12 protein-coding genes and 1 riboswitch are annotated in these 13,860 nt (G+C 40.7%); of the genes, 6 read left to right on the top strand and 6 right to left on the bottom strand.

The window, feature by feature from the left end:
* Nucleotides 1–166 precede the first annotated feature (166 nt).
* Nucleotides 167–1,432 (top strand): hypothetical protein, encoded by a 1,266-nt coding sequence (locus C7Y70_RS12420; RefSeq protein ID WP_135475146.1) that lies wholly within the window; start codon nt 167–169, stop codon nt 1,430–1,432.
* 215 nt (nt 1,433–1,647) lie between these two features.
* On the opposite strand, the gene C7Y70_RS12415 is transcribed toward C7Y70_RS12420, so the two are convergent.
* From C7Y70_RS12415 to C7Y70_RS12405, 3 genes are read right to left on the bottom strand one after another with little or no spacing between them, the layout of a single operon-like run.
* A complete protein-coding gene (locus C7Y70_RS12415; protein ID WP_135475145.1) occupies nt 1,648–2,127 on the bottom strand; it encodes a zinc-ribbon domain containing protein in 480 nt (159 codons plus the stop codon).
* Between the two features lie 5 nt (nt 2,128–2,132).
* Nucleotides 2,133–2,540: a biotin/lipoyl-containing protein gene (locus C7Y70_RS12410; protein ID WP_135475144.1), complete on the bottom strand. Its 408-nt coding sequence runs from the start codon at nt 2,538–2,540 to the stop codon at nt 2,133–2,135.
* 42 nt (nt 2,541–2,582) lie between these two features.
* Nucleotides 2,583–3,908 carry a sodium-dependent transporter gene (locus C7Y70_RS12405; protein WP_099295722.1) on the bottom strand — a complete coding sequence of 442 codons (1,326 nt, stop codon included), beginning with the start codon at nt 3,906–3,908 and terminating at the stop codon, nt 2,583–2,585.
* Nucleotides 3,909–4,061: 153 nt separating this feature from the next.
* On the opposite strand from C7Y70_RS12405, the gene C7Y70_RS12400 reads away from it, so the two are divergent.
* Nucleotides 4,062–4,811, top strand: a complete 750-nt coding sequence (locus tag C7Y70_RS12400) for a 4'-phosphopantetheinyl transferase superfamily protein (RefSeq protein WP_135475143.1) — start codon at nt 4,062–4,064, stop codon at nt 4,809–4,811.
* Here the strand turns inward: C7Y70_RS12400 and lysC are convergent.
* Nucleotides 4,785–6,185 carry a lysine-sensitive aspartokinase 3 gene (gene lysC / locus C7Y70_RS12395; RefSeq protein ID WP_135475142.1) on the bottom strand — a complete coding sequence of 467 codons (1,401 nt, stop codon included), beginning with the start codon at nt 6,183–6,185 and terminating at the stop codon, nt 4,785–4,787. The genes C7Y70_RS12400 and lysC overlap by 27 nt on opposite strands.
* Nucleotides 6,186–6,262: 77 nt before the next feature.
* Nucleotides 6,263–6,434, bottom strand: a riboswitch (Lysine riboswitch).
* A gap of 113 nt (nt 6,435–6,547) precedes the next feature.
* Nucleotides 6,548–7,795, bottom strand: a complete 1,248-nt coding sequence (gene nhaD / locus C7Y70_RS12390) for a sodium:proton antiporter NhaD (RefSeq protein ID WP_099295789.1) — start codon at nt 7,793–7,795, stop codon at nt 6,548–6,550.
* A 159-nt stretch (nt 7,796–7,954) separates the two neighbouring features.
* On the opposite strand from nhaD, the gene C7Y70_RS12385 reads away from it, so the two are divergent.
* From C7Y70_RS12385 to C7Y70_RS12370, 4 genes are all read left to right on the top strand, one after another.
* Nucleotides 7,955–9,235 carry a hypothetical protein gene (locus C7Y70_RS12385; protein WP_135475141.1) on the top strand — a complete coding sequence of 427 codons (1,281 nt, stop codon included), beginning with the start codon at nt 7,955–7,957 and terminating at the stop codon, nt 9,233–9,235.
* Nucleotides 9,236–9,240: 5 nt separating this feature from the next.
* Nucleotides 9,241–9,786 (top strand): hypothetical protein, encoded by a 546-nt coding sequence (locus C7Y70_RS12380; protein ID WP_135475140.1) that lies wholly within the window; start codon nt 9,241–9,243, stop codon nt 9,784–9,786.
* Entirely contained in the window at nt 9,786–12,563 is a 2,778-nt protein-coding gene (locus C7Y70_RS12375) for an ATPase (RefSeq protein WP_135475139.1), read from the top strand. Before C7Y70_RS12380 ends, C7Y70_RS12375 begins: the two co-directional genes overlap by 1 nt.
* A gap of 169 nt (nt 12,564–12,732) precedes the next feature.
* A complete protein-coding gene (locus tag C7Y70_RS12370; RefSeq protein WP_135475138.1) occupies nt 12,733–13,281 on the top strand; it encodes a DUF4136 domain-containing protein in 549 nt (182 codons plus the stop codon).
* A 49-nt stretch (nt 13,282–13,330) separates the two neighbouring features.
* On the opposite strand, the gene C7Y70_RS12365 is transcribed toward C7Y70_RS12370, so the two are convergent.
* The gene (locus tag C7Y70_RS12365; RefSeq protein WP_135475137.1) at nt 13,331–13,840 is read right to left on the bottom strand and encodes a peptide-methionine (S)-S-oxide reductase; all 510 of its coding nucleotides are present in this window, start codon (nt 13,838–13,840) and stop codon (nt 13,331–13,333) included.
* Nucleotides 13,841–13,860 lie beyond the last annotated feature (20 nt).

Here is a 13,860-nt window from a genome sequence, read left to right as displayed (position 1 = left end):
CGATTTTTGGGGAGTTGTCAGCGCTCCCCTCAGTGGGCTTTTTAACTCAGCACGACACTATCAAAAACATTTTACATCGCACTTTTTCAATCAAACTAAATCATAGCTTGACACTGACAGAATAGCTGAGACTATTTAGTTAAACAAAAATTAAGAGTTTGAACCGATGAATGTTTGTACACGCTATCAATGTGAGACCTGCGAAACTTTGATTGATTGCCGCATAGGTTTTTCCAACCGAGAAGTTCAGCCACTCCAATTTGCGTGCCCCGAATGTGGGGAGCGTATTAGTTTTACATTAGGCTCTAATGACCTTGAGGGAGCAACAGAAATAAAGGAGTTTAAAGCTCCTTTCACTGGCGAAAATGTCTTTATTGACTTGCATCTTGATTTCCCAACTAGGTTTGGTGAGTACAAACAAGGTGACACTACGTTTATGCATGTGGTTAGCGAAATTGGACAAGAATCTTTTGCCGATCTATCTAGACGCTTGGAGCTTCTAAACCAGCTAGGAGAACATCACCGAACATTAAAACGTCTAGCGTCCCAATACATGAAAGGGAATGTAAAAGGATTTGAAAAAGTCATTAAGAGTCTTGAGAAGTTAGAGTTCATAAAGCTGAAATCACATAAAGCTCAGGATGTAATTGCTGCCCTGTATTCCGCTACTTCAATTATGTCTTCTCCATTGACCGTTTATGAGCATAGTAAAGAACTTAGTAGCGAAATGCCGAAAGTGCTTCTTAGCCTTTACACTGACCATCAAGACAACTTGAATGAGTTCTTTGATAGTTTACTTAGCACTGGCTTCTTGAAGAACGTTCACCATGAAACTTTGAGCTTGTACCCTAAGTTAATCAAGCTTGAAGTTCCTCTACGACCAGCTCTGTATTATGACTACAAAGCCGAAGAATTTGGCAATGTCCCTGCTAGGGTATCGACAACCAACTTCGAGTCTTGCAACAATGTCTATAAGGACTTAGCAGAGGTTTACTCTAGACAACTGGTACTAGTAGCTGGATTGAATAATCTAATCAAACGTGGTGACTTTAACAAGTTTTCTGCAGAAGTGCTCTTGAATAAAAAAGGTCATCTTATCAAGGATTTCACATCGCTTGATAAGTACGCAGATGTTGATTTAGGCAGGAAGCTGGCTGCGCTAGATGATTGTTTCTTCAAGCTTGAAGAAGAAGCTATTGATAACCAGCTTAGAAATGGTATCGCACACTACAAGTATAATTATGATGAAGCAACTCAAATCATTACATATAGCTCGGCCAAGGAAGGACTTAATAGAGATAAAACCATAAAGATTAGTCTTATGGAGTTCCTACGGAAGATGTTGCTTCTGTTCCGAGAGGTTCATTGTCTTAACCACATCATTAAAGCATTACTTTTCCACAGCGTGCTGATTTTGAAGAGGCCTGTGTAACCACTCCTCATAGAAGCGCAGAATAGCGCTTATTCACATCTGTTTAGTTTATAGCATAGACACTAGCTCTAATGTAAGGTTTGCCTTAAAACACGCAATAAGGCAGAAACGAGTAACTTTTGAATGTCCGCTCATGGCACAAATGCGACTGTCAGATTTGATTGATTTCTGCTGATCAAATCTGACAGTTCAAGGTAAAGCTTAACTACTAATACTTACATTTTACGAATAGCGTTTAGTTTATTCACCTTGTTGATCACACCTAAATCAAACAGTTGCTCCGCTGTAGACTTGAGCAATTGCGTTTCCTCAACCGCTCTGTGCTCTTTAATAATTAAGTTTGCATAGCTAATTTGCAGTTGGTTTATTGAACGACTTTTCTTCCTGCATTCAAAGCACTTAATTGCATGTGCATCAATCCAAAACTTTAATTGTTCAAACCAATATTGCTGCTCTTTCGCAAAAAATATAAATGGTCTGTGACAATCGACACAGTGCTCTGCTATATCAACGTAGAGTTGTCTTGGGTATACACAGTAACTTTGTTTTTCGGTTGCTGCGGGGATTGCTGTTTCTGGATAGTAACGCACAACTTCGTATCGCCAATGGGCATTATCGATTTCTTGCTTTGTGTGGCTATTACCAGAGGGAATTGGCTCGCTGCCATAGAGTGGGTGGTTCACATAATTAGCCATAGTAGCTAATTACCCACCACAAATAGGATAGCTAAAGCCCCTACTGCTAGCGCAATTATCAAACTTACATTAAATTTAGAAAACAATGGAGGAGTAACCGTTGTTTGTTCTGCCAAGTCGCTTGTGCTGTTATTGGCGCTTTGAGCTTTGGGTCGTGCTGGCAGTTCACTGTCAGTAAGCTGTTTAACAGTCATCACAACGTGGTCTGCACCAACATGGTCACCATTGGTAATCGTTATATTTTCAATAATGCCATTGCAGTCGGCCATCACTTCTAACACGACTTTATCTGTTTCAACATCAAACAGTACATCGTCTGCATAGACTACTTGACCTTCATTAACATAGAGATTAGTAATTTTTGCTGTTGCTACCGAGTCAGGCAAAGTCGGTATTTTAACTTCTCTGTTCATAATCCCTCCTTGGATGTAATACCGCTAAAACTGACGGCTAAACTATTGCCCAAACGCTACATTAGCAAACACAGCGGTCATTAAAATTGGGCACACAAAACGGATATACTGGGCAAACCAAAACTTAAAACCACTGCTTGCTTGATGCAGTTGGTTACCACGGCGCCACAACCAGCCTACTGTAACAAAATAAAACAAGCCCATTAATGGCAATTGATATTGCGTTAGCACCATAATCACCAAACCAAATAGCCAATCAAAATTAAAGATAATTAATGAAGAGGCTGCAAGCACGGTCAGGCTTACAATAAAGGTCGCTGACTTACGTTCTACTTGATGATTTTCAACTAAAAAAGCCACCGGAATTTCGGTGGATGAAATAGTTGAGGTTAATGACGCTATCGACATTAACACAAAAAACAATAACCCTACCACTAAGCCAATTTCACCCATGGTGTTAAATAACTCTGGTAAAATTGCAAAAATAAGTTGGCCTTCACCAATGAGTTTACCGTCGCTAAATACTTGTACGCCGTTGTGTTGCGCTACATAAATGGCAGGAATAATTAACAACCCTGCTAAAAATGCCACCCCTGTATCAAGCAGTGCCACCGACGCGGTTAAACGCGGTAAATTAGCATCAGGCTGTAAGTAGGAGCCGTATATCATCATACAACCTACACCAAGCGACAATGAAAAGAATGCCTGCCCCATGGCGGCTATTATCAAGTTTGGGTCGAGTATATGGCTAAAATTTGGCACTAAATAGGCTGCAAACCCTTCATTTGCACCATCAAGGGTGGCGATGTAGGCAATTAAGCCGACTAACAAAACTAACAGCATTGGCATCAAACGGCGTGACCAAGTCTCAATCCCCGATTTAACCCCTTTTAAAATAATGCTGGCAGTTAAAATAAGCATTAGCGGCGTAAATACAAAGTTACGCGCCATAGAGTCTGTTTGTAAAAAATTACTTATATCGGTAAAACCGAAGAAGGTAGTAATGGGCTCAAGCGCATAGGCAAGCATCCACCCTGCTACAATCGAGTAAAAGCTTAGCATAACTATGGCGCCCGCTAAGCCTAAATAGCCCGCAGCCGCACCTACTTTTGGTGCTTGATCTTGCCATGCGTTTTTAAGTGCTTTAACTGGATTAGCTTGTGCTTGATGCCCTAAATACAGTTCGGTGTATAAAGCAGGCACTGCCAGTAAAAATATAACAATAAAATAAACCAGTAAAAACGCGCCACCACCGTGATTAGCCGCTTGGGTCGGAAAACCCCAAATATTACCTAAACCAACCGCAGCGCCAGACGCCGCTAAAACAAAGCCAAGGCGGCTTTGAAAACCATCACGCAATTGTGCCATACATCTACTATCTGTTATTATTTTTCATTAGGGTGAATTAAACCATATTTCACCACGACTGAGTAATAAATTTGCTAATGCTGGGACAGACCATCGCTAAATGCGCATTTTATACCCAGTTTTTATATTTTCATTGCTAGCCACCTGGACTTTATGCCTAACCAATACTTTGAGCAGCACCTTACTGTAAACCCATTTAGTGTGTCTGATATTAATACGCAGTGTGTTTTGCTACTCAACGCAGAATCTATTGACCTTGCTGATTTCCCATTAGCTGATTTACTAAGCCCGTTTGAGCAAGCGGTTATTGAACGCAGAAAAAGCAGTAAAGCAAAACAAGAGTACCTCGCCACGCGTTTACTGCTTAAATTTTTAGTTAGACACTGTTTTACAGAATTTGCCTATATTCCCGCTAATCATATTAGCTCTGAATTTGACGAGCAAAGCAGCAAGCTTTTATTGCATATAAAAAATACCAATACCGTTTTGAGTAGTTGTTTATCTCATTCGAATGGTTTTGTTGGTGCGGCGCTGAATATTGAGCAGGTCGAATTTGGTTTTGATATTGAGAAGATAAGCTTAAAACGCCCGTTTGAAAAATTGGCTAAGCATTTTTATCACCCGCATGAAGTCGACTTAATCACCGCAAATGAGCAATGTGCCGCTCAGCGTTTTTTTAGGATTTGGACGTTAAAAGAAGCACTCGCCAAAGCGACTAGCCGCCCTATTGCGCAGCTACTCAGTCCACATGTTTTCACCGAGCTTACAGCCGCTAACTTAAAAGCCAAAAGCGCTGTATTTGAAGGCTTTGATATAACTATCGTGAATAAAAAAAGCACTGACTGGCAGTGCTTTTACATTGATGATTTAAGTCAGTTACGCGGCGTGTTCAAGCTCAAGTAAACGACTATGTATAGCTTGCACGACTAAATCTGATTCAGCTTGTTCAACTAAAAAGCATAAATTGTGTTTACTTGCACCGTGGCAAATTAAACGAATGTTAAAATCGCTAAGCACATTCATTAAATTAACTTCTTGCTGGCGCAGCTGAATTTCAGAGCCTATTAATGCCACCAGCGTTAGGTTATTTTCAACCGACACATGGCAAAATTCAGCGAGTTTATCTAAGCACTCTTGATCAAGCTCTGGACGAGAGGCATTTGGCGCATTATCAAGGGTAATTGCGACACTAATCTCAGAGGTTGTTACCAAATCAACCGAGATATTAAACTCGCTTAATATAGTAAATACACGGGCTAAAAAGCCACTGGCTAACAGCATTTCTGGGCTTTTTAAAGTTAACAAAATTTGGTTTTTACGTTGCGTAACCGCACGAATACCCGGCACTTGTGACTTTTCACGTTCGATCCACGTACCACCTCGCTCGGGTTCACGGCTTGAGCCAACAAACACACTTATGTGGCTTCTACTGGCTGGTAAAATAGTTGCAGGGTGTAATACCTTTGCGCCAAACGTGGCCATTTCTGCCGCTTCATCAAAGCTTAGGCGGGCAATGGGCGTGGCTTTGACACACAAACGTGGATCGGTGCTAAATATACCCACAACGTCTGTCCAAATGTGTACACTCTTTGCGTTTACGGCTTCTGCTAATAACGCCGCACTGTAGTCTGAGCCGCCTCGGCCCAGAGTGGTTGTTTGTCCGTGGGCATCACTGCCAATAAAGCCTTGGGTAACGACAACATGTTCTTTAAGTAAGGGTATTAAGTGCGTTTTAGCGGCCATAGCAGTGGCTGTTACATCAGGGGTTGCTTTTGAAAACTGACTGTCTGTTTTTAACACTTGGCGTACATCAAAACGCACTGCGTCTAAACCATTTAGGCGCAGTACTTGCGTAAATAAATACGACGATAAACGCTCACCAAAGCTTAATAATTCATCGTGTTGTTGCTTAGATTTAAGGGCTTCACTGGCAAGGGATTTAAAGGCTTTAATTGTTTCAGCAAAGCCATGCGCTAAATCAGCATCAAGTGATAACTCATTCAAGATAGCGTCTTGAATAGCAATCACGCCGTTAATATGTTCGCAGCGCTCTTGCGCTGTTAAGTCTTTTTGGCATAAGGCAACTAGGTGGTTTGTTACACCTGCGCTGGCACTTACAGCCACAACGCGCACTGTGTTATCAGCTACGATAATCTCGCTACAACGGCTCATTGCTTCAAAATTAGCTACGCTGGTTCCGCCAAATTTAGCCACAACGTAATCTGATTTTGTATTGCTCAATTGTTGCGTGTTATCTGTAACTACTTGGGTATTCATGTCGTCTCCTGTTGTGGTATTCATACCACGATAATACAAGAAGAACTTGGCAAGGGGGTGCTTGATAAGAAAAGTCCACTGCCAGAAGCTCTCCACCTAAATTGGTGACAGTTTTGAGGATTCAGCCCCATAAACCGAAAAACCACTGTGACGTCAGTTGTTCTTCTCGGCGAGTATTTCCCTCCTTAATGATCAAAAGCAAACGTCGCTTCACATTAAGTACCTAAATATCGCACCTCTTCTGAATGTTAGGTTAACCGCTTTAAAAAACAGCCAAAATAACAAAGCCCACTGTAAAGTGGGCTTTGAAAGTTATCGTTTAGACGTCTAGCTGTCAAGTTGTTTTATTAAATCTCACTCTATTAAATAAAACTGCCAGCAACATAAGAGCCAACATAACCTACCGTATAAGCAATCAATAAATAAACCGACATACGCAGATAACTCATAAAGGTCAGTGCTTTTACTTTACTCATAGCAATAATACCCGCGGCCGAGCCAATAATAAGCATAGAGCCACCCACGCCAGTGGCATAAGTAAACGATAGCCATTGCTGCGGACTCATCATAATATCGGCTTTAAGTAGTGCTGCTGTCAGTGGCACATTATCAACGGCGGCTGACAAAATACCCATTAGGTAATTTGCATATTGCGCTGGCATTAGCTCATATAGGTGTGTGAACTTACTAAGCATGCCCACTTCTTTTAATGCGCCAACGAGTAACAGCACACCAACAAAAAATAGTAAGGTGTCGTATTCTATTTCACGAATGTAATCGATAATTTTTTTGTTTACGTCTTTTTTGCGCATTAAAAACTGGGCGGTTAAAAACATCAGTGACAAGCCAAACAAAAAGGTTAACAACGGTGGTACTTGGTAAAGTACGCTAAGTGTTAATGTAGCCATAATGGTTGATAAGAAAATAACCGCAATGGTGATATCGGTTTTTTCAATTCGGCGCTCTTGCTGTTTGGTAAACTCAACGGCACCATTTAAGCCAAACGACAACATAATTGCCAACAGTGCAACACTTGTAAGTGCTGGCACAATAAGTAATAGCAAGTTTGCAATGCTGACTTTGCCATCGAGGAAAATCATCAGTGTGGTTACATCGCCGGTTATCAGTGACACCCCGCCAGAGTTCACACTAAAAACAATTAATGTAGCGTATTTGATAAGCTTTTTCGGATCGAGTTTTAACGACATCACCACAGCAAGAGAAATTAGCGTGGCGGTAATATTGTCTGAAATCGACGAAAATAAGAAAGAAAACCCACCTATTAAAAACATCAGCCTTCGTTCGCTTATGGCGCTTGGCATTACTCTGTGCACAATATTTTGGATAAAACCTTTGGAGTTCAAATAGGCAACAAAAGTCATTGCAGCCATTAAAAACAACCAGAGTGTGGCAATCTCTAAAATATTGTGATCAAGTTGATGTTGTATATTTTCGGGGCTTTGCCCGTTAAGCGGCGAGATAAATAAGATAATCCAGCATAAAGTACCAAAGAAAAGCGTAGTTTTGGCCTTGTTTACATGGATAATATCCTCTATAACGATGAGCACAAATGCGACCGCTATCAGGGTTAGGATAATTGACGTTACCATGGTGTTTGAACAACCTTTAGAAAAATGTAAAAATTGCATTCTTATGTCACCTGTGTGACACGGCGCGCAGTCTAGCACCAAAGGCTTTGTAAAACTATTGCCATTTACCTATTTTTAACTAATCGCTGAAACTGCCTATATTAGATTTACTGGAGCGTTATGATCCCAGCTAAAAAGTTGCTAAATACCCTTACCGAACACTGGGGAATGTTAGAACTATTATTTAAACGTTTTAAGATGGCTGATTTTAGCTTAAAAGACGTACAAAATGCGATCAAACAAAAACAACCTACTTGGTCAAATGAGCGCATTTATAAAGAAACCAACCGACTTTTAAATCAAGATATTATTATTCCTTTAGCGAAATCGTCTCAGTTGGAAATAAACCGTGCTATTGCCGATTTCGCCACTTTTTTATTGCAAGAAGAACACTTGGGGTTGGCACAAGAAATTAGCGTATTGGTTGACGATTTAGCCCGATTAGGTAACCGCCTTGCTAATGCGGGTGAAATTGAAGACTACGATGAACTACGCCGCTTTAGCCGCATTATGGATGATCGGGTGCGTAAAATAATGAAGCTGTTTACCCATAACGAAAATGCTATTTTGAATATTGTTGAGCAAGCAAAAGCTAACAATGCAGTGCAATCGCTGCAAAAGCGCTACAAAGCTGTGATTGAAGCCTTTGATGAATACATTGAGCCCATGCTTGAAATGGTAGACATCCGCGGCGATTTTCATGCTTGCTTTAGTAACATTGAAGAACAAATAAGTACCCAAATAGCGCATATCGAGCGCTCAGGCAAAGCGTATCAAGATAAACGCATGCTAGAGCAATTACGCACACGTATTTTAGAGATGCACTTGCTTGGGCGCGAGAGCTTGCGCAAAAGTGCTGATATGCTGATGCCCCTGCGTGAAGAATTACGCCGTAATAATATGATCACCCGCCAAGCGGCGAAGGTACTTGGTTTAATTCGTAAAAATGGCGTGGATAACATGCTAAGCAGTGTGCAACCACACTTTGTGTCTGACGCACAACGTTTTTCATTGGGTCAGCAACGCCATATGGTCGCTTACATGGCAGGCTTGGTGGAATTTGAGCACAGTGAATATGAATTGCCCGACCAACAAGATGTGCCCGCATATGTCACGCCGAATATTCCTGATTATAACAATGTTAAAACCAGCTTTAAAAAGCGTTTTAATGCTAAACGTAAAAAGCCAGAGCCTTTATTAACTTTCCTGGGGGAAAGTTACCCTGAACTTGAAGCCGACGAAATGCTATTTTTATATCAAAAACTCGTTAGCGATACTGATATTGAAATAAGCCAAAGCGATGCAAAAATGCGGGTTAAAATCGCCGGACAGCACTTTTCGCTCTTTCCATTTAATACCAAGCCTGTTGACACAGAACAAAATCAAACAGGGAATGAGTAACTATTATGAGCCAAATTAATTTAGATGAATTAACCCACCTACAAGCCATCAATAAAAAACTGGTAACGGGTTATCACATTAGTGAACAAGACACCTTGATGTGGCAAGAGCTTGATCAACACATTGAGCAATACAGTGCGCTATTTAGCTCACTTGGTCATGACTTACAGCACGATAGCCGCGGCTTTTATTATTTTGCTAGTGACGAGAGCACACCCAACATGGGCAAAATCTCTCGTGCAATCGCACTCACCGTGTATATTTTAATTGAACACTACGCTAATACCGGTAAAGATCCGATGCGTGCACTGTTTGATGAAGTAAACGATTTAGAATTAATGCAAACCTTGGTGCAAATGAACAAACATTTATTTGATCAGTTAGAGATTTTTTCAGGCTCAGATTTACGTAAAGATGTGTACTTACGTATGGTTCGACTCGGCCTTGCTCGTGAAGTTGAAGGTGGCTTTATGCTGCAAGCCCCTGTTTATCGTTATATCGATGCATTGATGGAAGTAAATGAAGAAACTTACCTAGGAGAGGACGAGTAATGCAAAATCTATACGGCCTCAGTAAACTGGCATTATTAAACACCGCAGGTTATGCCAAATGTGTTATCCCGCTGGATAAAAGTAGCTCTATTTGCGCCCCTAACAACACCGGTAAAAGTTCGGTAATAAACGCCCTACAATTTCCACTTATTAACGATTTACGCCTAACAGAATGGGACGGCCATGATTTAGACGAAACCCGAAAGTTTTATTTTTCGTCTGATCAATCCTACATCTTACTCGAGGCCAATTTACCACAAGGCCCAGTGGTTATTGGTGTTGCGGGGCTTGGTAAAATTGCCGGCTACGCGCATCAATTTTTTTGTTACCAAGGCAAGCTCAACCTTGAGCAATACACTCAAGGCAAAACCATTATTAAGTTCACCAAGCTGTTTAATCACTTAAAAGAGCAAGGCTTTAACCCGATTGAGCTTAAAGCCCAAGAGCTAAACGCCTTACTTACAGGCGGCGCAACACCGTTTGATGGCGACATTAACTTAAAAATGATCCCGCTTAACAATGTGCAAGACTCGGCGATTTATAAAGAGATTTTTCGCCGTATTCTAAACTTACACAAGCTTGGCGCTGCCGATGTTAAACGCTTTATGCTGCGCGTGTTTGAACGCCACATGTCGAACTCGAAAGTTGATTTTTATGAAGTGTGGCGCCGTTCATTTGATAAAGTAAACCGAGCTAAACGTGAATTAAAAGCCCTTGAATCAATGCAAGAGCCAATCAGCGCGCTTGAATCAATGCTTGAAAACCAAACTGTTCTCAAAGGCAAATTGGCCGCCTACGCCCCTAAAATTGACCAAGCATTAATTGATTTTGATACTTATCAAGAGGCACAACTTAGTGAGCTAAATATTGCCCTTGAGGACATTGAGCACGAAAAACACGAGTTTGAACAAAAACAGCAGCTCTACGTTCAGCAATCAAGAGATATAGAACGTAAGCAAACCCAAATTGAACAATGGTTTTTAGACTTTAATGCGTTAAAAGCTGAGTTTGAACTGGTTAATATGGCAACGCTCAAAGTGAACCTTGGTCAGTTGAAACAAGATTATGAGTCACTGTCGCATTCCATTAATAGTGCCCAGGGGCAAAGTTTACACACCCTTGATTACCGTATCAGCGAAACTCAAAAACAAATTAAAAGTTTAAAGCTGCAACTTAAAAACCTTGAATTTAATTTGTTTACTCGCATGCGCGAGGACTTATCACTTAAAGAAGTGGAAGAAATTTCACGTATTTTAAACCCAGATATTCTCTCGTTTGCAACCACCAGCAGTGGCGATATTGATATTAGCGACGAAGATGCCTTTGGCGAATTCCTAGCGCAGTTATCTGATAACGTCAAAGGCGGCATACTTACCCTGCCCGGCGCGACCATTAAACTGAAAAAGCTCTCCCCTGTACAAATGCAAACAGGTGAAAACAAAGAGCAACTTACAGCTCAATTAAGTGCGCTTGAAAATTCATTAAAAGAATTTAAACAACAGCGTGAAGTAGCTGCTAATGTTGCTGATAAACAAAAAGAAAAAGATGCCCTATACGATGAGCTAATGAGCTGTGAAAGCGCGTTAAAACGCTTTGAGCAATATGAAGTCATGCTGCAATCTATCGATGCCCAAGCCATGTTAAAAGAGCAGTTATTAGCTGAGCGCGATCAGGTAGATGATTATTTACAAGATATTCAAAAAAATAGCGGCTCAATTGCGGACAGACGTTCGATTATAAAGTCTAAAAAGGAGTTTATATCACGCCAAGCCGATCGTCTGCGCCAAGTTAAATCTGAGCGAATCGACCACACCCTTGATTTGTACAGCGGTAAAGTCACCCCTTACATGATTGATATTCAAATCGACTTTGATAACTTAAGCGATTTAGTCCATCACTTTAATAAAGACTGCCAAGAGCTGCGTAATTTTGATATCAACGTACGTAATACCTATTTACATATTTATAATGCAGGTATCACAAAGTTTGATAATGAAAATGACGAGTTTACTAAATATCAAAAACTGATCAGCGCATATCATAATATTGATAACGAACGTGATGCCGTTGAACGCCATGCCCGTGTTGCACTGACCGAAGTGGCTGCCACAATAAAAGGCCTACGCGAAGACTTAGACCGCCTGCGCCGCGAAATGAATAGCTTTAATAAAGGCATAAGTCAGCATCGGATTTCAAACTTACAAGCATTTAAAATTAACGTGATACCGCGCAAAATGTTGGTAGATAGTATTGATACTATCATCAGCACCTCAAATCAATTTGAGCAAGGCGATACCCTTGATTTACTAAGCCAAGAGCCTTACAGCGAAAGCGCAGTGAATGAAGCCAAAGATCACCTTATTCAACTGGCCTCTGATAAAGCGGGGTTAACGCTGACCGACTTATTCGATATTCGCTTTGAAGTGGTCAATCGCGCAGGTGAGACTGAACACTTTGATAAAATTGATTCTGCCGGTTCAAACGGCACCCGTATCACTATTAAATTATTATGCGGCATGTTGTTTATTCGCTATTTATTGAGTGATCAAGAACAAAACCTGTACCGTATTCCAATTTACATTGATGAGGCCGCCGATATCGATCCACAAAACCAAAAGGCGATTATCGAAACAGCTTTAAGCTTTGGCTTTGTGCCAATTTTTGCTTCAGTTAAACCACAAGTCAGTTGTGATTACATTGTGCCTATCCGCTCGGTCAAAGATGGCGCTCAAAACTGGGTAGATGAAAAAGATTGGATTGAAGTAGAACATGAGTAAAGACTGAATTATAGTCAGTTAATCGGTTATTCAGCTAGTAATAACTAATCTTGCTCTATGGTTGTATATATTTTAACTAGATTGACTAAAAAGATAACATTTCGTTGAATTATTTTTATGTTATGTTATCAAACAAATAGAGCTATAAAATTTGCCAAGGAGCAAACCCATGAGAAACCTATTACTTGCAGCTGCTGTATTAATGTTGGCAGCATGCGCTAAAACCCCTGACATTGATTATGATAAGTCAGTTGATTTTAATAACTACAAAACATTTGCTTGGATGCCACAAGCGACTTTAGCTAATGCAGACAATTATCAAATAAGCCCTTTAATGGAACAGCGCGTTCGCGAAGCTGTAAATACACAATTACAAGCGCAAGGTATGTCACTGGTAGATGAAAGCAGTGCTGACGTATTACTTAACTATCATGCATCTGTAGACACCAAAATTGACTCTGATACATTTAATGTTGGTTATGGCGCTCGCTGGAATTATTGGGGCCTTGGCTACAACACACAAACTACCACTCATGAATACGAAGTAGGTACTCTTATTCTTGATGTTATTGATCGCGAATCAAACCAATTAGTTTGGCGCGGTGCCCGAGAAGGCCGATTAAAGAAAAAACAGTCACCTGAACAGCGCACTGAAGCAGTAAACAAAGCCGTAGCAACTATTTTATCTGGCTTCCCACCAGGAAAACTAAATAAATAAGACGATATAAAGCTCACTTTTGGTGAGCTTTTTTATGCTTGTAAAGAAACTAATTGGTTTTATATTTATGCAGTAAATCTCGCGGAATATGGCAGTAATCATTTGGAAAACGACTCAACCTGTCTTGGTGTTCCTCATCACTTTTTACATAATTTATTAGCGGCTTTACTTCCACGACAATTTTGTTTGCATCGTCACGCTGGTTTATGTAATTGGTAGCAGCTGTTAAATGCTCAGGCTGTTGGCTATAAATAGCCGTTCGGTATTTTTCTCCTTCATCTTCCCCCTGCTTGTTAACACTGTAGGGGTCTATGATTTCAAAGAAGGAGTCGAACAACTGCTCTAGCACGATGGCTTCAGGGTTAAAAATAACTTTTACGCATTCCGCATACCCATCGTATTCACCCTCTGTTGTATTGCTGCTACCGTTTGCTCGCCCTGCTTGCGTGTTTACAACTCCTGGGACATGCTTCATAAACTCTTGCACTCCCCATAAACAGCCACCAGCAAAATAAACCGTACTTTGCTGCAAGCTTATCGCTTTATCTTCTTTGCTCATTGATAAATTAACCTAAATTC

This window comes from Pseudoalteromonas sp. KS88, assembly GCF_004766475.1.
GTDB lineage: Bacteria > Pseudomonadota > Gammaproteobacteria > Enterobacterales > Alteromonadaceae > Pseudoalteromonas.
Note: the sequence above shows the minus strand (reverse complement) of the source record. Positions and strands in the feature narration are given on the sequence as shown.

Coding starts and splice junctions, on each gene's coding strand:
- C7Y70_RS12420 (WP_135475146.1), top strand. CDS start 167: ATGAATGTTTGTACACGCTATCAATGTGAGACCTGCGAAACTTTGATT.
- C7Y70_RS12415 (WP_135475145.1), bottom strand. CDS start 2,127: ATGGCTAATTATGTGAACCACCCACTCTATGGCAGCGAGCCAATTCCC.
- C7Y70_RS12410 (WP_135475144.1), bottom strand. CDS start 2,540: ATGAACAGAGAAGTTAAAATACCGACTTTGCCTGACTCGGTAGCAACA.
- C7Y70_RS12405 (WP_099295722.1), bottom strand. CDS start 3,908: ATGGCACAATTGCGTGATGGTTTTCAAAGCCGCCTTGGCTTTGTTTTA.
- C7Y70_RS12400 (WP_135475143.1), top strand. CDS start 4,062: ATGCCTAACCAATACTTTGAGCAGCACCTTACTGTAAACCCATTTAGT.
- lysC (WP_135475142.1), bottom strand. CDS start 6,185: ATGAATACCCAAGTAGTTACAGATAACACGCAACAATTGAGCAATACA.
- nhaD (WP_099295789.1), bottom strand. CDS start 7,795: ATGGTAACGTCAATTATCCTAACCCTGATAGCGGTCGCATTTGTGCTC.
- C7Y70_RS12385 (WP_135475141.1), top strand. CDS start 7,955: ATGATCCCAGCTAAAAAGTTGCTAAATACCCTTACCGAACACTGGGGA.
- C7Y70_RS12380 (WP_135475140.1), top strand. CDS start 9,241: ATGAGCCAAATTAATTTAGATGAATTAACCCACCTACAAGCCATCAAT.
- C7Y70_RS12375 (WP_135475139.1), top strand. CDS start 9,786: ATGCAAAATCTATACGGCCTCAGTAAACTGGCATTATTAAACACCGCA.
- C7Y70_RS12370 (WP_135475138.1), top strand. CDS start 12,733: ATGAGAAACCTATTACTTGCAGCTGCTGTATTAATGTTGGCAGCATGC.
- C7Y70_RS12365 (WP_135475137.1), bottom strand. CDS start 13,840: ATGAGCAAAGAAGATAAAGCGATAAGCTTGCAGCAAAGTACGGTTTAT.